Source organism: Pseudoalteromonas sp. MMG033 (assembly GCF_057197785.1).
Window position 1 is genome coordinate 530,751 of sequence record NZ_JBXVAL010000002.1, and the last position, 25,455, is coordinate 556,205.

A 25,455-nucleotide genomic window follows, 5' to 3' on the forward strand; every position below is an offset into this window, starting at 1 on the left:
ATGCAAAATAAAAAAAACAATATAAATCAGACGATAGCCACCTCTGTTGATGAGAATTACCTGAAGCAAGTATGTGAGTGGAATGACACAGACAATGCATACCCGCATGATCAGACACTGGCGGAATTGTTCAACGAACAAGTAAAGCTATACCCAGAAGCTATCGCTTTAGTCTATGAGCATCAGAAGCTTAGTTACCAAGCATTAGATGAAGCCTCTAACCGCCTAGCCCGAGAAATTAGAGCTCAGTATTTAGCCTGTCATGGTCAACCATTGACAGCTGGCACCCTCATCGCAGTATACCAAGAGCGCAGCGTGAACATGGTGGTCAGTATTTTAGCGATACTCAAAGCGGGCGGTGCCTATGTGCCGTTATCACCTGAATATCCGGACGCTCGAATTAAATACATTTTAGATGATACTAACACTGGAATAATCATCACCGAATCGCACTATCAAACGCAACTGACACAGTGGATAGACTGTGACAATATGGCATTGGTGTCAGCATCCGCGGCATGGTCATCAACTCATTCTATTGAGCCATTAGACTCATACAGCACCGCTCAAGATTTGGCGTATGTAATTTACACCTCGGGCACAACAGGTCAACCCAAAGGGGTGATGATCCCACACCAAGGCGTTGTTTCTTTGCTTAAAGATACAGACTACGTCGACTTATCAAGCAAAGATGTATTTGTGCACATGTCATCGCCTAATTTTGATGCTGCAACCTTTGAGATATGGGGTGCGTTACTGCATGGCGCTAAGTTAGTCGTCGTGCCATCTAAAGCGCCTCTCACTGTTGACTATGTCGAACAGCTCCTCACTGAACATGCTATTAGCGTACTTTGGCTAACTCGAACTTTATTTGACACTTTGTATATAGAATCACCAAATGTGTTTGGCAGCTTGCGCTATCTGTTAGTGGGAGGTGAAGCCCTCACGCCGCATTTAATAGAACGTTTAGCGCTACAGGATGTTAGGCCTCTATACATTCTTAACGGATATGGACCAACAGAAAGTACCACCTTCACCACGGTTCATCGCTGTGAAGGTAAACAAGGCAACTCGGTTCCGATAGGCAAACCCATTAATACCCGTAAAGTGTATGTGCTGGATGAAAAGGGAGAGTTAGCTCCCGTCGGCAGTCCCGGTGAACTTTACATTGGTGGTGCAGGTCTGGCGCACGGGTATTTGAATCGCCCCGAACTCACTGCGCAGCATTTTGTCGATAACCCTTTTGCCAGTGAAGCTGACAAAGACAAAGGCTATACCCGTTTGTACAGAAGCGGGGATATTGTGCGCTGGCTACCCAGTGGAGAATTAGAGTATATCAGCCGTAATGATGACCAGGTTAAGATCCGTGGACATCGTATTGAGCTAGGTGAAGTTGAAAACGCGGTGAGTGCTTTAGATGGAGTACAACAGAGTGCGGTCATTGTGCGCCGCCAAGCGCAAAGTCACTACCTTGCAGCCTATGTCGTATCAAAACCAGGCGCTTCTATATCGATTGAGAGATTACATGAACAGTTACGTGATCAGCTGCCCGGTTTTATGTTGCCAAGTAGTATTATGGAACTCAAGAATCTACCTCTGACACTAAATGGTAAGTTAGACAAAGCTGCTTTACCTGATCCAGTACTGGTTGATAAATCTCAGTATGTCGCACCAAGAAATGACCTAGAGGCTGGCTTGTGTGAAGTATGGCAATCGGTCTTAGAATTGGAACAAGTGGGAATATACGATAACTTCTTTCATATTGGAGGAGATTCCATCATGGCGATTAAGCTTAACCAGCTTAGCCGTCGTATCTTGGGTGTAGATATTCCATTAGCACTGTTGCTTGAACATAAAACAGTTTCAGGGTTGGCAGAGAACCTAAATGATGCACCGCTTATCATTATTGAAAAAACACAGCTAACTCGGGTTCCACTATCTTTCGCACAAGAGAGCCTACTTTTCATCGAGCAGTATTCTGGTGGTTCAGATGCCTACCATATCCCTATGGTGGTCAAACTGGCCCCTGAAACACAGGTTTCTCATTTAGAAGCCGCCTTCAATATCTTGATGGATAGACATCCGGTATTAAAAACGGTGTATCTCCATGATGAGCATGACAATACTTATCAAACCCCGCTGGAACAGTCATTATCACTGATATGGCAGTCATTTGAAGATAAAGAAGACCTACATGCCACATTAGCCGAGCATATATCGACTCCTTTTGATTTGAGTTCACAGCCTAGCCTCAGGTTACATGGTTATGAGATGTTGGGTTGTCGCTATCTACTTATCATGTGGCATCACATTGCCTTTGATGGTTGGTCAATTGATATCTTTATGCAGGAATTAGCACAGTGCTATTACACATTGTGTAAGGGGCACGCGATATCATTGCCAGAACAAGAGATTGTCTACGCCGACTACGCAGCATGGCAGCGAACCTACTTACAAGGCGACACTTTAGAACCATTACAGTCATATTGGCAACAGCAGTTGGCAGGCGTTGAACCGCTGCGCTTATATACAGATAAAGTCAGGCCTCAAGTTCAAGATTTCAAAGGTAGAGATCACAGATTTAACCTAAACACTGAACTGTCCGACCAGCTACGAGCAATGGCCAAAACACATGAAACAACTTTATATACCGTATTGTTAAGTGGCTTTTATTTGACGTTATCGGCTTTATCAGGCCAACGCGATATAGTTATAGGTACACCTTCGGAGAATAGGCACCATGCACAAACGCAATCCTTAGTCGGCTTCTTTGTGAACTCCTTAGCACTGCGCACACAAATAGACGAAGCACAGCGCCTAAAAGACTTTATTGCACAAGTACATGAGGTGATCAGCGGAGCCAAAATTCACCAAGAACTGCCTTTTGAGCAGGTAGTCGAACTCTTAGACGTCGAGCAAGACCGTGCAAGACACCCAATTTATCAAGTGATGTTCAGTGTGCAAAGTTTTGGTGATTCTATAACTGGTGATGCATCCTCACTATTTGAAAAAATGAACTGGCTTGAATCTGAGGAGCTTTTTAGTCCAGCTAAGTTTGACTTGAGCTTAATTGTAACGGATGCTGACGCGAGTATTTCTGGTCAGCTGAACTATGCACTGAGCTTGTTTGAAGCCGAGACTATTGAGCGACTATTGAGCTTGTATACACGCATACTCAAAGCCATGGTGAGTGGTAAATATGATCGACTAATTGATATACCACTCCTTTCTAAGCAAGAACAGCAGCAACTTTTAGTAGATTTCAATAATACATATTGCGAACAAAAAGAGCATAACGGCCTTCACTCTTTATTTGAGACTCAAGTCTTAGAGGTACCAAACCAAGCCGCAGTAATATTTGGCTCTGAATCCATTAGCTATTATGAATTAAACGAAAAAGCAAATCGTTTAGCTCATAATATACGGGACAACTATCACAATCAGCATTCTCAGCCGATGCCTGCACAAACCATTATTGGTTTGTATGTAGAGCGTAGTATTGACATGGTTGTGGGGCTGCTAGCCATTTTGAAAGCTGGGGGAGCTTACGTTCCAATTTCAGCAGAGTTACCAGAGCAGCGTGTATCATTTATGCTATCTGATACTGCTGCTCCTATGGTTTTAACCCAGACTATCCACCTAGAAAAGCTTAAAGAATTAACCTCTCAAATGGCACTGGAGCCCATATTAACAAGTATTGACGAGTGTGAGGGCGATTGCACAAATACCGATTTGACACTTCCTATACAAGGTAATGACTTAGCTTACGTTATTTATACCTCTGGTACGACGGGTAAACCTAAAGGTGTTTTGATTGAGCATCAAGGTGTCATCAACACAGTTATAGATAATGCCAAGGCTATTTGTGTTGATAATGATAGTGTCTTTTTCCAAAACACCTCTCTAAATTTTGATGCCGCTACTTGGGTGATATTTATGGCGCTAAGTCGCGGTGCGCAATTGTGCTTGTCAGATAATTCGTCCGATTTATCTGAGCAAATAAACACACACAAAGTTACTCACCTGATGATGACTCCATCTATGCTGAAAATGCTTGAACCAAAGAGTGTGCCAAGCGTAACCCATGTCACTGTTGGTGGAGAAGTGTGCGACGAGGCGCTGATACAAAAATGGGCTCATAACGTATGTTTTTACAACGCATACGGACCCACTGAATCTTCAATATGTGCAACGATAAAACAGTTGGATGTAATGGATAAAGTAACCATTGGTGGGCCAATCAGTAATGTAAGTTTATACGTTCTTGATGAACAACAAAGGTTGGTACCAAATGGCGTCGCCGGAGAGTTGTACATAGGTGGCGCTGGTGTTGCAAGAGGATATCTCAAACGTGAGACATTAACAGCTGCTAAATTTATAGAAAACCCATATTACGATGAAGCCATAGTAGGCAGTAGTAAACGAATATACAGAACCGGAGATCTAGCCTGCTGGCTACCCAATGGTGAGCTTGATTATATTGGCCGCATTGATGATCAAATAAAAATCAGAGGGTTTAGAGTTGAGCTGGATGAAATTACTAATGCTCTTATGTCTTTGGAGGGAATAAAACAAGCAGTTGTGTTTGATGTAACAAAACATAGCACCCAATTTTTAGTCGCTTACTTTGTCACTGACAAGAACCAGTTGTTGTCAATTGAGACCATTGAAAAACAGTTACGCACATCTTTGCCAGATTATATGGTGCCAAGTAACTTAATAGAAGTAGACAAAATTCCATTAACGGTAAATGGAAAAGTAGATAAAGCTGCATTACCAGAGCCCGAATTGGTGGAAAATTATCAATATGTTGCGCCTAGAAATGACTTTGAAGCAAGCCTTTGTAAGGTATGGCAAACAGCATTAGAAATAGATCAAGTGGGGATATACGACAATTTCTTCCGTATTGGTGGCAACTCCATCATGGCGATTAAGCTCTCTCAAATAAGCCGACGTATATTAAATCTGGATATTCCCTTAGCACTGCTGTTCGAGCATAAAACGGTTGCAGGAATTGCGTCAAACCTAAACAAAGAGCCATTAAACAATATTGAAAAGACAACTTTAACTCGTGCACCTTTATCTTTTGCACAAGAAAGTTTGTTATTTATAGAAAAGTTTGAAAATGGAAGTCACGCTTACCACATCCCTAATTTAATTGAATTAGACGATACCTTTGACTTAGAAACTCTTCAGCAAGCAATCAACATTGTTATTAGGCAGCATCCTATTTTAACGACGGTGTATTTGGAAGATGAGCTTGGTAACCCATTCCAACAAATTGTTGATGTCGACGTAAACATTAAAACTCATAATATTGAGGAGCACAATGAACTTCAACAGGCTATCAGACAGGTTATTGAAACGCCTTTTGAACTGGGGAAAGAACCGAGCATTAGAGTAAATTATTTCCAGTTAAAAGCTCATCGTTACGTGCTGTTTCTTTGGCATCATATCGCGTTTGATGGCTGGTCAGTAAATATATTTATGGAGGCTTTAGAAAAAGCATATGTTTCTATCAAAGATTCTTTACCTATTGAGCAAACTGAGCCGACACTCCGTTATATAGACTATGCAATATGGCAAAAAGATAAGCTGCAAGGCAGTTATTTTGATAACTTGCAAGCATATTGGCACGATTATCTAGGTGACTTTGAGGAACTTGAATTACCGATAGATTATCCGCGGCCTAAACAATTTGACTATACCGGAAGGAATCACCTTTTCACTATAGATGTAGAGTTATCGTCTAAGTTACGGACAATGGCTAAAAACCAGTCCACGACATTGTACACGGTTTTACTCAGTGCTTTTTACATAACACTGGCTCGCTACAGTGGACAACAGGACATCATTGTAGGTACCCCTTCAGAAAACAGAGCACAGGCTCAAATTCAGTCTTTAGTAGGCTTTTTTGTAAACTCATTACCTTTAAGAGCACACATTGATTTTAGCGACAGTGTCAGCGCGTTGATACAAAAGGTTCACCAAACCGTGACACAGGCTAAAATACATCAAGAGATGCCATTTGAGCAGATAGTAAACACTTTAGATATCAAGCGTGATCCAGCTAAACACCCAATATTCCAAGCTTATTTCCGATTAGAACAATTTACTCAAAATAACAACAGTTTATTTCCTGTTGCATTTGAAACACATTCAATGTTGGAAAGCTTTAGTCCCGCGAAGTTTGATCTGGATTTATTTTTAAATGATGATAACCACATTATCACTGGTGGGTTTAATTATGCGGTCAGTCTCTTCAAACCTGAACGTATTGAGCACATAGTCAATTCGTATCAACAAATTTTACAAGAGTTTGTAAGCAATACCGTACCCAACATTGGTCAAATCAACTATTTGTCAAATTTAGATGTAACTAAGCTTTTAAATGTATGGAATCATTCAGAAGAGCCTGCTTTTATCGAGCATACCCTTTATGAAGCATTCGAAGAGCAAGTTAATAAAACACCGAACAAAACCGCACTAGTTTTTAATGGTCAAACTTTAAGTTACGAAGAGTTAAACAGTCGAGCTAATATACTTGCTCATAGAATTAGAACTGAGTTCATTTCTCGTAATGCTGCTCCTTTAGAGCCAAATCAATTTGTGGCTTTGTATTTAGACCGTAGTTTAGAAATGGTTATTAGTATACTTGCAGTGCTCAAAGCAGGTGCAGCCTATGTACCGATTGCGCCAGAACAAACAACAAATAGAATACAATTTGTATTAAAGGACACGCAAGCTTCTATATTACTTAGCCAAAGTTGGTTTAGCGAAAAGTTAGAAAAAGATTTAGCAGACACTAGGCTTTGTTGTCATGTATTAGAAGTCGATAAAGTTGACTTTTTAGACGTTAGTAATAGACAAAATCTAGACCAGCTTTGCGCTATTGATGATTTAGCTTATGTAATCTATACATCTGGCACTACTGGCACTCCGAAAGGGGTTAAGATCTCTCATGGTGCAAGTACACAAAGAAATGCCTGTATAGCAGAGTTGAGCAATTCAGCGCAAAATCACTACCTATTTAAAACCAATTATATCTTTGATGTATCAGTATCTGATTTATTTAGTCACTTAACAGTTGGTGCTACAGTCTACATCACTAAATCAAGTTTTGATCCACAAGAAATTGATAGTTTGTGCAGTTCAGAACCCATTAACGCTGCGCATTTTGTACCTTCGCAATTTAATGCATATTTGTCTTTATGTAACAATCAAAAGCCTTTAGAAAGGATCTATTTTAGCGGTGAAAATCTCACTAAAGAACAGCTTCTATCAATTGATTTCACAAAAACTGTAGTACTTAATTACTATGGCCCAACCGAAACCGGCGAAGCAACTTTTCATCAAGTAACCAACGTTCAAGAGCAAGGCGTTATAGGTCGACCTTTGGCTGGTGTCAAAGTATATGTATTGCAGCCTGACCTCGGATTATCACCCATCAATGTTCCTGGAGAATTATTCATTGGAGGGGCAGGGTTAGCACAAGGATATTTGAATTTACCGGATCTTACCACTGAACGATTTATTAAGAATCCTTACAAACATACTACAACTCCAACAAACAAAGATGAGCTGCTGTATAAAACTGGAGATATTGTTCGCTGGCTGCCTGATGGCCGGTTACAATTTCTTGGGCGCAATGACGATCAAATTAAGGTTCGTGGATATCGTATCGAACTAGGGGAAATTGAGTCTGCATTGATATCGATCCCTGAAGTTGAACAAGCTGCTGTGGTACTGGACGAAAATGACTTTTTATGCGGCTATATTGTAGCTAAGAAAGATATTAACCCTGATTCTGTTCAAACTGAACTAGCCAATACGCTTCCTGAACATATGATTCCAAATGGAATAATGCAATTACCGCAAATTCCATTAACTATCAACGGTAAACTTGATAAGAAGGCACTTCCAAAGATAAAAGTCGTTTCTAACGAAAACGACACAGCGCCAAGAAATGAGTTGGAAAGGCTGTTGTGCTTAGTTTGGCAAAGAGCATTGGAGCTTCCAAAAGTTGGAATTAATGATAACTTCTTTCAAATCGGCGGAAACTCTATAAAAGCACTAAAACTAGGATTTGAATGTCGACGCGAGCTTAATGTTGATATCCCATTACCTCTGCTATTTGAAAAGAAAACAATCGCTAAAATCGTACCTTTTTTGAACAGCGATTCGATTAATAGAATTAGCCGTGCGAGTGTAGAATTTCCGCCGTTATCATTTGCTCAAGAAAGACTTTGGTTTATTGAACGCTTTAACGAAGGTGAAGATACCTACCATATCCCATATTTGGCAAAGTTGAACAGCAATGTTGATATTGGATTATTAGAAGAAGCGGTCAATATGATCGTCACCAGACATGATGTCCTAAGAACGGTCTATCGTGAAAATAAAGAAGGTGAATTCTATCAATATAAGTTAAATAAACGTCTAACTATCAGTATAGAAAAGCAAATAACCTGCAACGAATTAGATCATTATGTTTCTCAACTAAGTGCACAGTCTTTTGATCTTCAGAGTGACCTAAGTGTCCGGGTGCACTGTATATCTGCAAAAGAACAGGATTATATTCTTATTGTCTGGCATCACATTGCTTTTGATGGTTGGTCAATTGAGTTATTTATGAACGAAGTTGCGCAGGCATACACAAGCTTAGTTGAAGGTCAATCTGCCCAATTGCCAGAACTATCAATTGACTATAGTGATTATGCAATTTGGCAACGAGATTTAGTGAGTGGTGATACATTAGATAGATTACTGGGCTACTGGAAAGAGCAGTTAAACGGTTATGAACCGCTTAACTTGATTATTGACTATAAAAGGCCAAATCATTTCGATTATCGTGGTAATGATATTAAGTTTGAATTAGACGCTGACTTATCAGAATTATTAAGAGGGTTTGCTCAAAGCAATGAAACTACCCTCTATGCTGTGTTACTGAGTGGCTTCTATTTAACATTATCGGCGTTGACAGCACAAAAAGACATTGTCATTGGTACACCCTCTGACAATCGTGACCATAGCCAAATTCAGTCTTTGATAGGTTTTTTCGTTAATGCTCTACCGTTGAGAATTTGTGCACAAACAAGCGATAAAATTGAAACATTAATTAATCGTGTCCACGGCTTACTTACTCGAGGTAAAGAGAATCAAGATCTGCCATTTGAAAAAATTGTTGACGCATTAGATGTAGAACGGGACACCTCTAGCCACCCTATTTTTCAAGTCATGTTTTCGTTGGACAGTTTTAACGATACGCCTCAAAAGAATAGCAATCTACCTTGGTCAACAATTCCACTGCCTAACACAGTCAATAGTCCAGCTAAGTTTGATTTGAACTTAGTCATGACCGATGGGCAAACCAGTATCGCAGGCCAGTTGAACTATGCAGTGAGCTTGTTCGACGTTGACAGTATCGAACGTCTATTGCGCTTGTATCAACGTGTCCTAACCGGCTTGGTCAGTGACCAATATACCCAAGTGGGTGATATTCCTCTGCTGTGTGACACAGAGCGCGACACCTTATTGAATACGTTGAATGACACAGACAAGGCGTATCCACAGGCGCAAACACTGGCACAGTTGTTCAGTACTCAAGCGCAACAATCCCCTGAGGCGATTGCATTGGTGTGTGACGATGAACAGCTCAGCTACCAAGCATTGGATGAAGCTTCTAACCGCCTAGCGCGAGAAATTAGAGCCCAGTATTTAGCCTGTCATGGTCAACCATTGGCAGCTGGTACCCTCATTGCGGTATACCAAGAGCGCAGCGTGAACATGGTGGTCAGTATTTTAGCGATACTCAAAGCCGGCGGTGCCTATGTGCCGTTATCGCCAGAATACCCTCATGCTCGCATTGAATATATTTTAGAAGATACGAACGCAGGGCTCATCGTCACGGAGCCTCAGCATCAAGCGCAACTGGCACAGTGGTTAGAGCAGGGCGACCTCGCCATGGTATGTGCCTCTGCAGCTTGGTCAGCAGCTCACTCATCAGCACCAGTAGAGGCGTACAGTGCGGCACATGATTTGGCGTATGTGATTTATACCTCGGGCACCACTGGAAAACCCAAAGGGGTCATGGTGGAGCATGAAGCCGCTGCCGCATTTGTCTTCAACCAAGCCTATGTGGATCGTGATCGTGTCAACCGAGTCGCCAGTTTAGCGCCTTACTCATTTGATGGCTTTGTGTTTGATGCATTCTATAGCTTATTACAAGGCGCAAGCTGTCATTTGTTCGGTAAAGACACCTTACTCGATACGACCCGCTTTAATGATGCATTACGTCAGCATAATATCGATACGTTCTTCACCACCACCGCATTGTTCAATCAACTTGTTAAAGCAGGTGCGTTAGACAATACCAATGTGAAAAATGTCTTGTTTGGCGGTGAAGCCGCTGACGTGCAACTTGTACAGCGCGCCATCGAGCAATACCAAGCCATTCAATTTATACATGTGTATGGCCCAACTGAAACCGTGGTGTTTGCCAGTGCTTATCATTTTGATACACACGCAGGGGAAGCACCCATTGGCCACCCGCTAGATAATAAACGCTTTTATGTGCTTGATGACCGAGGTGAGTTAGCCCCAATGGGTAGCCCTGGTGAACTTTATATTGGGGGAGCAGGCTTAGCACGCGGTTACTTAAATCGCCCTGAACTCACCGCACACAGCTTTGTCGATAATCCTTTTGCCAGTGAGGCGGACAAAGCCAAAGGCTATACCCGCTTATACCGAACCGGTGACATAGTTCGCTGGCTCCCTGATGGCGAATTGGTCTATATCAGTCGTACTGATGACCAAGTGAAGATCCGCGGACATCGCATTGAGCTTGGTGAAGTCGAAAGCGCGGTGAGTGCATTGGCCGGAGTACAACATGCCGCCGTTATCGTACGTAGCCAAGCGCAAAGTCATTACCTTGCGGCTTATGTGGTACCACAAGCTGATGTCACGCTCTCGATTGAGGGGCTGCATGAACAGTTACGCCAGCAGTTACCTGATTACATGCTCCCAAGCAGCATTATGGAGATCCCGGGGATCCCACTGACAGTGAATGGGAAGTTGGACAAAGCAGCGCTGCCGGAGCCCGAACTGGTAGACAAAGCGCAGTACGTTGCGCCAAGAAATGACCTAGAGGCCAGCTTATGTGAAATATGGCAAACCGCCTTAGAGTTAGAGCAAGTGGGGATATACGATAATTTCTTCCATATTGGCGGCAATTCCATCATGGCGATTAAGCTTACCCAGCTTAGCCGCCGTACCTTAGGTGTCGATATTCCCTTAGCGCAGTTATTTGAACATAAAACGGTGGCGGGGCTGGCTGCCAACTTAAGTGATGCGCCGCTCATCACCATTGAAAAGACGACCCTAACGCGGGTGCCTCTGTCTTTTGCACAAGAGCGTTTACTGTTCATCGAGCAATACTCGGGTGGCTCAGATGCCTACCATATTCCGATGGTGGTCAAACTCGACCCAGCAGCACAACTGTCGCATTTAGAGACCGCGTTCAATCTCTTATTAGATAGACACCCAGTGTTAAAAACAGTCTATCTCCATGACGCGCATGATAATGCTTATCAAACGCCGCTTGCACAGTCGTTGTCACTGACATGGCAGTCATGCGCTGATGAGGCAGCCCTACATGCAGCATTGACCGAACGTATGTCAACGCCTTTTGATTTGACTGCACAATTGAGTCTCACGTTACAAGGCTATGAAGTTTCTGGCGCTCGATATCTCCTTATCATGTGGCATCACATTGCCTTTGATGGCTGGTCACTGGATATCTTTATGCAGGAACTGATGCAGTGTTACCAAGCCCTTTGTGACGGACAAACCATTTCATTGCCAGCACAAGATATTGTGTATGCCGACTACGCAGCATGGCAACGCAGCTATTTACAAGGGGAGACCCTTGAGCAGTTACAATCATACTGGCAACAACAGTTGGCTGAGGTTGAACCGCTCCGTTTGTATACAGACAAGATCAGGCCTCAAGTTCAGGATTTTAAAGGCCGAGATCACCACTTTAGTTTAGATAGTGAACTGTCAGCGCAACTACGTGCGCTGGCCAAAACACATGAAACAACCGTGTATACCGTGTTGTTAAGTGGCTTTTATCTGACATTATCGGCTTTATCTGGTCAACGAGACATCGTAGTAGGGACGCCTTCGGAAAATCGCCATCATGCACAGACGCAATCCTTGGTGGGCTTCTTTGTAAACTCCCTCGCACTGCGTACACACGTAGACCAAACACAACACCTAGAAGACTTCATTGCACAAGTCCATGAGGTGGTCAGCGGTGCCAAAGTGCACCAAGAGCTGCCTTTTGAGCAGGTGGTTGAACTTTTAGAGGTCGAGCGAGACAGTGCAAGGCACCCAATTTATCAAGTGATGTTCAGTGTGCAGCGTTTTGGTGGTGAATTACTGACAGACAATAAGCTACCATTTGGAACCCTTTATCAGCTCGATGAAGAGAACGCATATAGTCCAGCTAAGTTTGATTTGAACTTAGTCATGACCGATGGACAGGCCAGCATTTCAGGCCAGTTGAACTATGCGATGAGCTTGTTCGACGTTGACAGTATCGAACGTCTATTGCGCTTGTATCAACGTGTCCTAACCGGCTTGGTCAGTGACCAATATACCCAAGTGGGTGATATTCCTCTGCTGTGTGACACAGAGCGCGACACCTTATTGAATACGTTGAATGACACAGACAAGGCGTATCCACAGGCGCAAACACTGGCACAGTTGTTCAGTACTCAAGCGCAACAATCCCCTGAGGCGATTGCATTGGTGTGTGACGATGAACAGCTCAGCTACCAAGCATTGGATGAAGCTTCTAACCGCCTAGCGCGAGAAATTAGAGCCCAGTATTTAGCCTGTCATGGTCAACCATTGGCAGCTGGTACCCTCATTGCGGTATACCAAGAGCGCAGCGTGAACATGGTGGTCAGTATTTTAGCGATACTCAAAGCCGGCGGTGCCTATGTGCCGTTATCGCCAGAATACCCTCATGCTCGCATTGAATATATTTTAGAAGATACGAACGCAGGGCTCATCGTCACGGAGCCTCAGCATCAAGCGCAACTGGCACAGTGGTTAGAGCAGGGCGACCTCGCCATGGTATGTGCCTCTGCAGCTTGGTCAGCAGCTCACTCATCAGCACCAGTAGAGGCGTACAGTGCGGCACATGATTTGGCGTATGTGATTTATACCTCGGGCACCACTGGAAAACCCAAAGGGGTCATGGTGGAGCATGAAGCCGCTGCCGCATTTGTCTTCAACCAAGCCTATGTGGATCGTGCTCGTGTCAACCGAGTCGCCAGTCTAGCGCCTTACTCATTTGATGGCTTTGTGTTTGATGCATTCTATAGCTTATTACAAGGCGCAAGCTGTCATTTGTTCGGTAAAGACACCTTACTCGATACGACCCGCTTTAATGATGCATTACGTCAGCATAATATCGATACGTTCTTCACCACCACCGCATTGTTCAATCAACTTGTTAAAGCAGGTGCGTTAGACAATACCAATGTGAAAAATGTCTTGTTTGGCGGTGAAGCCGCTGACGTGCAACTTGTACAGCGCGCCATCGAGCAATACCAAGCCATTCAATTTATACATGTGTATGGCCCAACTGAAACCGTGGTGTTTGCCAGTGCTTATCATTTTGATACACACGCAGGGGAAGCACCCATTGGCCACCCGCTAGATAATAAACGCTTTTATGTGCTTGATGACCGAGGTGAGTTAGCCCCAATGGGTAGCCCTGGTGAACTTTACATTGGTGGTGCAGGTTTGGCACGCGGTTACTTAAATCGCCCTGAACTCACCGCACACAGCTTTGTCGATAATCCTTTTGCCAGTGAGGCGGACAAAGCCAAAGGCTATACCCGTTTATACCGAACCGGTGACATCGTACGCTGGCTCCCTGATGGCGAATTGGTCTATATCAGTCGTACTGATGACCAAGTGAAGATCCGCGGACATCGCATTGAGCTTGGTGAAGTCGAAAGCGCGGTGAGTGCATTGGCCGGAGTACAACATGCCGCCGTTATCGTACGTAGCCAAGCGCAAAGTCATTACCTTGCGGCTTATGTGGTACCACAAGCTGATGTCACGCTCTCGATTGAGGGGCTGCATGAACAGTTACGCCAGCAGTTACCTGATTACATGCTCCCAAGCAGTATCATGGAGATCCCGGGGATCCCACTGACAGTGAATGGGAAGTTGGACAAAGCAGCGCTGCCGGAGCCCGAACTGGTAGACAAAGCGCAGTACGTTGCGCCAAGAAATGACCTAGAGGCGAGCTTGTGTGAAATATGGCAAACCGCCTTAGAGTTAGAGCAAGTGGGGATATACGATAATTTCTTCCACATTGGCGGCAATTCCATCATGGCGATAAAGCTTACTCAGCTTAGCCGCCGTACCTTAGGTGTCGATATTCCCTTAGCGCAGTTATTTGAACATAAAACGGTGGCGGGGCTGGCTGCCAACTTAAGTGATGCGCCGCTCATCACCATTGAAAAGACGACCCTAACGCGGGTGCCTCTGTCTTTTGCCCAAGAGCGTTTACTGTTCATCGAGCAATACTCGGGTGGCTCAGATGCCTACCATATTCCGATGGTGGTCAAACTCGACCCAGCAGCACAACTGTCGCATTTAGAGACCGCGTTCAATCTCTTATTAGATAGACACCCAGTGTTAAAAACAGTCTATCTCCATGACGCGCATGATAATGCTTATCAAACGCCGCTTGCACAGTCGTTGTCACTGACATGGCAGTCATGCGCTGATGAGGCAGCCCTACATGCAGCATTGACCGAACGTATGTCAACGCCTTTTGATTTGACTGCACAATTGAGTCTCACGTTACAAGGCTATGAAGTTTCTGGCACTCGATATCTCCTTATCATGTGGCATCACATTGCCTTTGATGGCTGGTCACTGGATATCTTTATGCAGGAACTGATGCAGTGTTACCAAGCCCTTTGTGACGGACAAACCATTTCCTTACCAACACAAGATATTCTCTATGCCGACTACGCAGCATGGCAACGCAGCTATTTACAAGGGGAAACCCTTGAGCAGTTACAATCATACTGGCAACAACAGTTGGCTGAGGTTGAACCGCTCCGTTTGTATACAGACAAGATCAGGCCTCAAGTTCAGGATTTTAAAGGCCGAGATCACCACTTTAGTTTAGATAGTGAACTGTCAGCGCAACTACGTGCGCTGGCCAAAACACATGAAACAACCGTGTATACCGTGTTGTTAAGTGGCTTTTATCTGACATTATCGGCTTTATCTGGTCAACGAGACATCGTAGTAGGGACGCCTTCGGAAAATCGCCATCATGCACAGACGCAATCCTTGGTGGGCTTCTTTGTAAACTCCCTCGCACTGCGTACACACGTAGACCAAACACAACACCTAGAAGACTTCATTGCACAAGTCCATGAGGTGGTCAGCGGTGCCAAAGTGCACCAAGAGCTGCCTTTTGAGCAGGTGGTTGAACTTTTAGAGGTCGAGCGAGACAGTGCAAGGCACCCAATTTATCAAGTGATGTTCAGTGTGCAGCGTTTTGGTGGTGAATTACTGACAGACAATAAGCTACCATTTGGAACCCTTTATCAGCTCGATGAAGAGAACGCATATAGTCCAGCTAAGTTTGATTTGAACTTAGTCATGACCGATGGACAGGCCAGCATTTCAGGCCAGTTGAACTATGCGATGAGCTTGTTCGACGTTGACAGTATCGAACGTCTATTGCGCTTGTATCAACGTGTCCTAACCGGCTTGGTCAGTGACCAATATACCCAAGTGGGTGATATTCCTCTGCTGTGTGACACAGAGCGCGACACCTTATTGAATACGTTGAATGACACAGACAAGGCGTATCCACAGGCGCAAACACTGGCACAGTTGTTCAGTACTCAAGCGCAACAATCCCCTGAGGCGATTGCATTGGTGTGTGACGATGAACAGCTCAGCTACCAAGCATTGGATGAAGCTTCTAACCGCCTAGCGCGAGAAATTAGAGCCCAGTATTTAGCCTGTCATGGTCAACCATTGGCAGCTGGTACCCTCATTGCGGTATACCAAGAGCGCAGCGTGAACATGGTGGTCAGTATTTTAGCGATACTCAAAGCCGGCGGTGCCTATGTGCCGTTATCGCCAGAATACCCTCATGCTCGCATTGAATATATTTTAGAAGATACGAACGCAGGGCTCATCGTCACGGAGCCTCAGCATCAAGCGCAACTGGCACAGTGGTTAGAGCAGGGCGACCTCGCCATGGTATGTGCCTCTGCAGCTTGGTCAGCAGCTCACTCATCAGCACCAGTAGAGGCGTACAGTGCGGCACATGATTTGGCGTATGTGATTTATACCTCGGGCACCACTGGAAAACCCAAAGGGGTCATGGTGGAGCATGAAGCCGCTGCCGCATTTGTCTTCAACCAAGCCTATGTGGATCGTGATCGTGTCAACCGAGTCGCCAGTTTAGCGCCTTACTCATTTGATGGCTTTGTGTTTGATGCATTCTATAGCTTATTACAAGGCGCAAGCTGTCATTTGTTCGGTAAAGACACCTTACTCGATACGACCCGCTTTAATGATGCATTACGTCAGCATAATATCGATACGTTCTTCACCACCACCGCATTGTTCAATCAACTTGTTAAAGCAGGTGCGTTAGACAATACCAATGTGAAAAATGTCTTGTTTGGCGGTGAAGCCGCTGACGTGCAACTTGTACAGCGCGCCATCGAGCAATACCAAGCCATTCAATTTATACATGTGTATGGCCCAACTGAAACCGTGGTGTTTGCCAGTGCTTATCATTTTGATACACACGCAGGGGAAGCACCCATTGGCCACCCGCTAGATAATAAACGCTTTTATGTGCTTGATGACCGAGGTGAGTTAGCCCCAATGGGTAGCCCTGGTGAACTTTACATTGGTGGTGCAGGTTTGGCACGCGGTTACTTAAATCGCCCTGAACTCACCGCACACAGCTTTGTCGATAATCCTTTTGCCAGTGAGGCGGACAAAGCCAAAGGCTATACCCGTTTATACCGAACCGGTGACATCGTTCGCTGGCTCCCTGATGGCGAATTGGTCTATATCAGTCGTACTGATGACCAAGTGAAGATCCGCGGACATCGCATTGAGCTTGGTGAAGTCGAAAGCGCGGTGAGTGCATTGGCCGGAGTACAACATGCCGCCGTTATCGTACGTAGCCAAGCGCAAAGTCATTACCTTGCGGCTTATGTGGTACCACAAGCTGATGTCACGCTCTCGATTGAGGGGCTGCATGAACAGTTACGCCAGCAGTTACCTGATTACATGCTCCCAAGCAGTATCATGGAGATCCCGGGGATCCCACTGACAGTGAATGGGAAGTTGGACAAAGCAGCGCTGCCGGAGCCCGAACTGGTAGACAAAGCGCAGTACGTTGCGCCAAGAAATGACCTAGAGGCCAGCTTATGTGAAATATGGCAAACCGCCTTAGAGTTAGAGCAAGTGGGGATATACGATAATTTCTTCCATATTGGCGGCAATTCCATCATGGCGATTAAGCTTACCCAGCTTAGCCGCCGTACCTTAGGTGTCGATATTCCCTTAGCGCAGTTATTTGAACATAAAACGGTGGCGGGGCTGGCTGCCAACTTAAGTGATGCGCCGCTCATCACCATTGAAAAGACGACCCTAACGCGGGTGCCTCTGTCTTTTGCCCAAGAGCGTTTACTGTTCATCGAGCAATACTCGGGTGGCTCAGATGCCTACCATATTCCGATGGTGGTCAAACTCGACCCAGCAGCACAACTGTCGCATTTAGAGACCGCGTTCAATCTCTTATTAGATAGACACCCAGTGTTAAAAACAGTCTATCTCCATGACGCGCATGATAATGCTTATCAAACGCCGCTTGCACAGTCGTTGTCACTGACATGGCAGTCATGCGCTGATGAGGCAGCCCTACATGCAGCATTGACCGAACGTATGTCAACGCCTTTTGATTTGACTGCACAATTGAGTCTCACGTTACAAGGCTATGAAGTTTCTGGCGCTCGATATCTCCTTATCATGTGGCATCACATTGCCTTTGATGGCTGGTCACTGGATATCTTTATGCAGGAACTGATGCAGTGTTACCAAGCCCTTTGTGACGGACAAACCATTTCATTGCCAGCACAAGATATTGTGTATGCCGACTACGCAGCATGGCAACGCAGCTATTTACAAGGGGAGACCCTTGAGCAGTTACAATCATACTGGCAACAACAGTTGGCTGAGGTTGAACCGCTCCGTTTGTATACAGACAAGATCAGGCCGCCAGTTCAGGATTTTAAAGGCCGAGATCACCACTTTAGTTTAGATAGTGAACTGTCAGCGCAACTACGTGCGCTGGCCAAAACACATGAAACAACCGTGTATACCGTGTTGTTAAGTGGCTTTTATCTGACATTATCGGCTTTATCTGGTCAACGAGACATCATAGTAGGGACGCCTTCGGAAAATCGCCATCATGCACAGACGCAATCCTTGGTGGGCTTCTTTGTAAACTCCCTCGCACTGCGTACACACGTAGACCAAACACAACACCTAGAAGACTTCATTGCACAAGTCCATAAGGTGGTCAGCGGTGCCAAAGTACACCAAGAGCTGCCTTTTGAGCAGGTGGTTGAACTTTTAGAGGTCGAGCGAGACAGTGCAAGGCACCCAATTTATCAAGTGATGTTCAGTGTGCAGCGTTTTGGTGGTGAATTACTGACAGACAATACGCTACCATTTGGAACCCTTTATCAGCTCGATGAAGAGAACGCATATAGTCCAGCTAAGTTTGATTTGAACTTAGTCATGACCGATGGACAGGCCTGTATTTCAGGCCAGTTGAACTATGCAGTGAGCTTGTTCGACGTTGACAGTATCGAACGTCTATTGCGCTTGTATCAACGTGTCCTAACCGGCTTGGTCAGTGACCAATATACCCAAGTGGGTGATATTCCTCTGCTGTGTGACTCTGAGCGAGAGACCTTGCTCACTACCTTGAATGACACAGACAAGGCGTATCCACAGGCGCAAACACTGGCACAGTTGTTCAGTACTCAAGCGCAACAATCCCCTGAGGCGATTGCATTGGTGTGTGACGATGAACAGCTCAGCTACCAAGCATTGGATGAAGCTTCTAACCGCCTAGCACGAGAAATTAGAGCCCAGTATTTAGCCTGTCATGGTCAACCATTGGCAGCTGGTACCCTCATTGCAGTATACCAAGAGCGCAGCGTGAACATGGTGGTCAGTATTTTAGCGATACTCAAAGCCGGCGGTGCCTATGTGCCGTTATCGCCAGAATACCCTCATGCTCGCATTGAATATATTTTAGAAGATACGAACGCAGGGCTCATCGTCACAGAGTCTCAGCACCAAGCACACCTAGCCCAGTGGTTAGAGCAGGGCGACCTCGCCATGGTATGTGCCTCTGCAGCTTGGTCATCCTCTAACAGTTGCGAGCCACTTGATGCATTCAGCTGCGCTGAAGACTTAGCGTATGTGATTTATACCTCGGGCACTACAGGTCAACCCAAAGGCGTGATGATCCCACACCAAGGCGTTGTTTCTTTGCTTAAAGACACAGACTACGCCGACTTATCAAGCAAAGATGTATTTGTGCACATGTCATCGCCTAATTTTGATGCTGCAACCTTTGAAATATGGGGCGCATTACTGTATGGCGCTAAGTTAGTCGTCGTGCCATCTAAGGCGCATCTCACAGTTGACTATGTCGAACAGCTGCTCACTGAACATGCTATTAGCGTACTTTGGCTAACTCGCACCTTGTTTGACACTTTGTATATAGAGTCACCAAATGTGTTTGGCAGCTTACGCTACTTGTTAGTGGGTGGTGAAGCCCTCACGCCGCATTTAATTGAACGTTTAGCGCTACAGGATGTTAGGCCTCAATACATTCTTAACGGGTATGGACCGACAGAAAGTACCACCTTCACCACGGTTCATCGCTGTGAAGGTAAACAGGGCAACTCGGTTCCAATAGGCAAACCCATTAATACCCGTAAAGTGTATGTGCTGGATGAAAAGGGTAAGTTAGCCCCAATGGGTAGCCCTGGTGAACTTTACATTGGTGGTGCAGGTTTGGCACGCGGTTACTTAAATCGCCCTGAACTCACCGCACACAGCTTTGTCGATAATCCTTTTGCCAGTGAGGCGGATAAAACCAAAGGCTATACCCGCTTATATCGAACCGGTGATGTTGTGCGCTGGCTACCTAGTGGAGAATTAGAGTATATCAGCCGTAATGATGACCAAGTAAAGATCCGTGGACATCGCATTGAGCTAGGTGAAGTTGAAAACGCGGTGAGTGCTTTGGATGGAGTACAACAGAGTGCGGTCATTGTGCGTAGCCAAGCGCAAAGTCATTACCTTGCAGCCTATGTCGTATCAAAATCAGGTGCTTCCATATCGATTGAGAGATTACATGAACAGTTACGCCAGCAGTTACCTGATTACATGCTCCCAAGCAGTATCATGGAGATCCCGGGGATCCCACTGACAGTGAATGGGAAGTTGGACAAAGCAGCGCTGCCGGAGCCCGAACTGGTAGACAAAGCGCAGTACGTTGCGCCAAGAAATGACCTAGAGGCGAGCTTGTGTGAAATATGGCAAACCGCCTTAGAGTTAGAGCAAGTGGGGATATACGATAATTTCTTCCACATTGGCGGCAATTCCATCATGGCGATAAAGCTTACTCAGCTTAGCCGCCGTACCTTAGGTGTCGATATTCCCTTAGCGCAGTTATTTGAACATAAAACGGTGGCGGGGCTGGCTGCCAACTTAAGTGATGCGCCGCTCATCACCATTGAAAAGACGACCCTAACGCGGGTGCCTCTGTCTTTTGCCCAAGAGCGTTTACTGTTCATCGAGCAATACTCGGGTGGCTCAGATGCCTACCATATTCCGATGGTGGTCAAACTCGACCCAGCAGCACAACTGTCGCATTTAGAGACCGCGTTCAATCTCTTATTAGATAGACACCCAGTGTTAAAAACAGTCTATCTCCATGACGCGCATGATAATGCTTATCAAACGCCGCTTGCACAGTCGTTGTCACTGACATGGCAGTCATGCGCTGATGAGGCAGCCCTACATGCAGCATTGACCGAACGTATGTCAACGCCTTTTGATTTGACTGCACAATTGAGTCTCACGTTACAAGGCTATGAAGTTTCTGGCACTCGATATCTCCTTATCATGTGGCATCACATTGCCTTTGATGGCTGGTCACTGGATATCTTTATGCAGGAACTGATGCAGTGTTACCAAGCCCTTTGTGACGGACAAACCATTTCCTTACCAACACAAGATATTCTCTATGCCGACTACGCAGCATGGCAACGCAGCTATTTACAAGGGGAAACCCTTGAGCAGTTACAATCATACTGGCAACAACAGTTGGCTGAGGTTGAACCGCTCCGTTTGTATACAGACAAGATCAGGCCTCAAGTTCAGGATTTTAAAGGCCGAGATCACCACTTTAGTTTAGATAGTGAACTGTCAGCGCAACTACGTGCGCTGGCCAAAACACATGAAACAACCGTGTATACCGTGTTGTTAAGTGGCTTTTATCTGACATTATCGGCTTTATCTGGTCAACGAGACATCGTAGTAGGGACGCCTTCGGAAAATCGCCATCATGCACAGACGCAATCCTTGGTGGGCTTCTTTGTAAACTCCCTCGCACTGCGTACACACGTAGACCAAACACAACACCTAGAAGACTTCATTGCACAAGTCCATGAGGTGGTCAGCGGTGCCAAAGTGCACCAAGAGCTGCCTTTTGAGCAGGTGGTTGAACTTTTAGAGGTCGAGCGAGACAGTGCAAGGCACCCAATTTATCAAGTGATGTTCAGTGTGCAGCGTTTTGGTGGTGAATTACTGACAGACAATAAGCTACCATTTGGAACCCTTTATCAGCTCGATGAAGAGAACGCATATAGTCCAGCTAAGTTTGATTTGAACTTAGTCATGACCGATGGACAGGCCAGCATTTCAGGCCAGTTGAACTATGCGATGAGCTTGTTCGACGTTGACAGTATCGAACGTCTATTGCGCTTGTATCAACGTGTCCTAACCGGCTTGGTCAGTGACCAATATACCCAAGTGGGTGATATTCCTCTGCTGTGTGACACAGAGCGCGACACCTTATTGAATACGTTGAATGACACAGACAAGGCGTATCCACAGGCGCAAACACTGGCACAGTTGTTCAGTACTCAAGCGCAACAATCCCCTGAGGCGATTGCATTGGTGTGTGACGATGAACAGCTCAGCTACCAAGCATTGGATGAAGCTTCTAACCGCCTAGCGCGAGAAATTAGAGCCCAGTATTTAGCCTGTCATGGTCAACCATTGGCAGCTGGTACCCTCATTGCGGTATACCAAGAGCGCAGCGTGAACATGGTGGTCAGTATTTTAGCGATACTCAAAGCCGGCGGTGCCTATGTGCCGTTATCGCCAGAATACCCTCATGCTCGCATTGAATATATTTTAGAAGATACGAACGCAGGGCTCATCGTCACGGAGCCTCAGCATCAAGCGCAACTGGCACAGTGGTTAGAGCAGGGCGACCTCGCCATGGTATGTGCCTCTGCAGCTTGGTCAGCAGCTCACTCATCAGCACCAGTAGAGGCGTACAGTGCGGCACATGATTTGGCGTATGTGATTTATACCTCGGGCACCACTGGAAAACCCAAAGGGGTCATGGTGGAGCATGAAGCCGCTGCCGCATTTGTCTTCAACCAAGCCTATGTGGATCGTGCTCGTGTCAACCGAGTCGCCAGTCTAGCGCCTTACTCATTTGATGGCTTTGTGTTTGATGCATTCTATAGCTTATTACAAGGCGCAAGCTGTCATTTGTTCGGTAAAGACACCTTACTCGATACGACCCGCTTTAATGATGCATTACGTCAGCATAATATCGATACGTTCTTCACCACCACCGCATTGTTCAATCAACTTGTTAAAGCAGGTGCGTTAGACAATACCAATGTGAAAAATGTCTTGTTTGGCGGTGAAGCCGCTGACGTGCAACTTGTACAGCGCGCCATCGAGCAATACCAAGCCATTCAATTTATACATGTGTATGGCCCAACTGAAACCGTGGTGTTTGCCAGTGCTTATCATTTTGATACACACGCAGGGGAAGCACCCATTGGCCACCCGCTAGATAATAAACGCTTTTATGTGCTTGATGACCGAGGTGAGTTAGCCCCAATGGGTAGCCCTGGTGAACTTTACATTGGTGGTGCAGGTTTGGCACGCGGTTACTTAAATCGCCCTGAACTCACCGCACACAGCTTTGTCGATAATCCTTTTGCCAGTGAGGCGGACAAAGCCAAAGGCTATACCCGTTTATACCGAACCGGTGACATCGTACGCTGGCTCCCTGATGGCGAATTGGTCTATATCAGTCGTACTGATGACCAAGTGAAGATCCGCGGACACCGTATCGAGCTAGGTGAAGTTGAAAGCGCGGTGAGTGCATTGGCCGGAGTACAACATGCCGCCGTTATCGTACGTAGCCAAGCACAAACTCACTACCTTGCGGCTTATGTGGTACCACAAGCTGATGTCACGCTCTCGATTGAGGGGCTGCATGAACAGTTACGCCAGCAGTTACCTGATTACATGCTCCCAAGCAGCATTATGGAGATCCCGGGGATCCCACTGACAGTGAATGGTAAGTTGGACAAAGCAGCGCTGCCGGAGCCCGAATTGGTAGACAAAGCGCAGTACGTTGCCCCAAGAAATGACCTAGAGGCGAGCTTATGTGAAATATGGCAAACCGTCTTAGAGTTAGAGCAAGTGGGTATCAACGATAACTTTTTCTACATCGGGGGCAATTCAATTCAAGCCACACGTTTAATCGCGAAAATAAAACGCGAACTAGATGTAAATATCAATATTAGCGATTTGTATAACAACCCAATGATCAATTGCTTAGCAGTTCTAATTGAGCAGCAACTTAGTTGTTATGAAGATGAAATTATTTTTGAAATATAGTGAAGTATCCATGTTATTTTTAATCAAAGAAATAAGAAAAGCACAAGCTTCTATCTGGGCTGAATCCGGCGCTTTGAAAATGTCTGGTTCTAAAGAAAACCTTGATTTAAATAAGCTACTCCCTGTAATTAAAGAAAACAAAAAGCGACTATTAGATCTACTAGACTTTAATGGTATCCACAGCAAACAAGATTTTAGAGAAAATCAAATTTTAAAAGATCAGGATAACGATTGCTACCCGGTCTCTTTCTCACAACAAAGTTTGTTTATCATTAGCCAGTCTGATAAGACGTCTAGCGCATACCATATACCTAGCTTATTTAAACTCTTACCTGATACAAACTTTGATCTTCTGATGAGAGCTATCAATATAGTTGTTGAACGTCACCCGGTGCTCAAAGCTGTTTATCAATATGACGACCATTACAATATACATCAGAAAGTTTTAGAACAAGAAATTAAGGCAAGTTCAACGAACTTAAATGAAGATGATTTTAAGCAGCAGCTTATTAAGGATTTTGAGCAGCCATTTAACTTAGAAAAGGAGCCTAGTTTTCGTGTTAAGCACTACCAATCAGAAGCGGGGCAATATGTACTACTCCTTTGGCACCACATTGCATTTGACGGTTGGTCTTTAGGTGTATTCTTTAACGAATTAACACATGCTTATAACGCACTGAAGGATGGTAAAGTTATTGATTTACCTAAGCTTCACATCGATTATCGGGATTACGCTGCATGGCAGCGCACCTACTTACATGGCGAAACCCTTGAGCAGTTGCAATCATACTGGCAACAGCGTCTAGCTGGCATCGAACCGTTGTGCTTGCACACTGACAAAGTTAGGCCGCCAGTTCAAGATTTTAGAGGCCGAGATCACAGCTTTAATTTAGATACTGAGCTTTCAGAGCAATTACGCACACAGGCCAAAAAGCAAGAAACAACCTTGTATACGGTGTTATTAAGTGGCTTGTACCTCACGTTATCGGCCTTATCAGGTCAAAAAGATATCGTGGTAGGAACTCCATCAGAGAATAGACACCATGAACAAACGCAATCCTTAGTGGGCTTTTTTGTTAACTCTCTAGCACTGCGCACACAGATAGAGCAGACACAAAGCCCAGAGGAGTTTATTGCACAAATTCATGAAGTAATAAGTAGTGCAAAAGTTCACCAAGAACTCCCTTTTGAGAACGTAGTGGAACTAATGGAAGTAGAGCGAGACAGTGCAAGGCATCCAATTTATCAAGTGATGTTTAGTGTGCAGCGTTTTGGGGGGGCTTTAGATACTGAACAAGGACTGCCATTTAAGACAGTGGATGAATTTGGGCCTGAAAGTTTATATAGCCC

At 45.1% G+C, this 25,455-nt stretch carries 2 protein-coding genes (1 of these 2 cut by a window edge); both read left to right on the forward strand.

The genetic code is table 11. The features are described from left to right. Positions 1-24,105, forward strand: a complete 24,105-nt coding sequence (locus AC2CZC_RS23635; RefSeq protein WP_484585704.1) for a non-ribosomal peptide synthase/polyketide synthase — start codon at positions 1-3, stop codon at positions 24,103-24,105. Further along, a protein-coding gene (locus AC2CZC_RS23640; RefSeq protein WP_484585705.1) for an amino acid adenylation domain-containing protein crosses the window boundary here: on the forward strand, positions 24,083-25,455 show its start. Its footprint extends 9,847 nt past the window's final position; 1,373 of the gene's 11,220 nt are visible here — the first part of the coding sequence; it begins with the start codon at positions 24,083-24,085; its stop codon lies off the right edge, out of view. Before AC2CZC_RS23635 ends, AC2CZC_RS23640 begins: the two co-directional genes overlap by 23 nt.

Coding starts and splice junctions, on each gene's coding strand:
- AC2CZC_RS23635 (WP_484585704.1), top strand. CDS start 1: ATGCAAAATAAAAAAAACAATATAAATCAGACGATAGCCACCTCTGTT.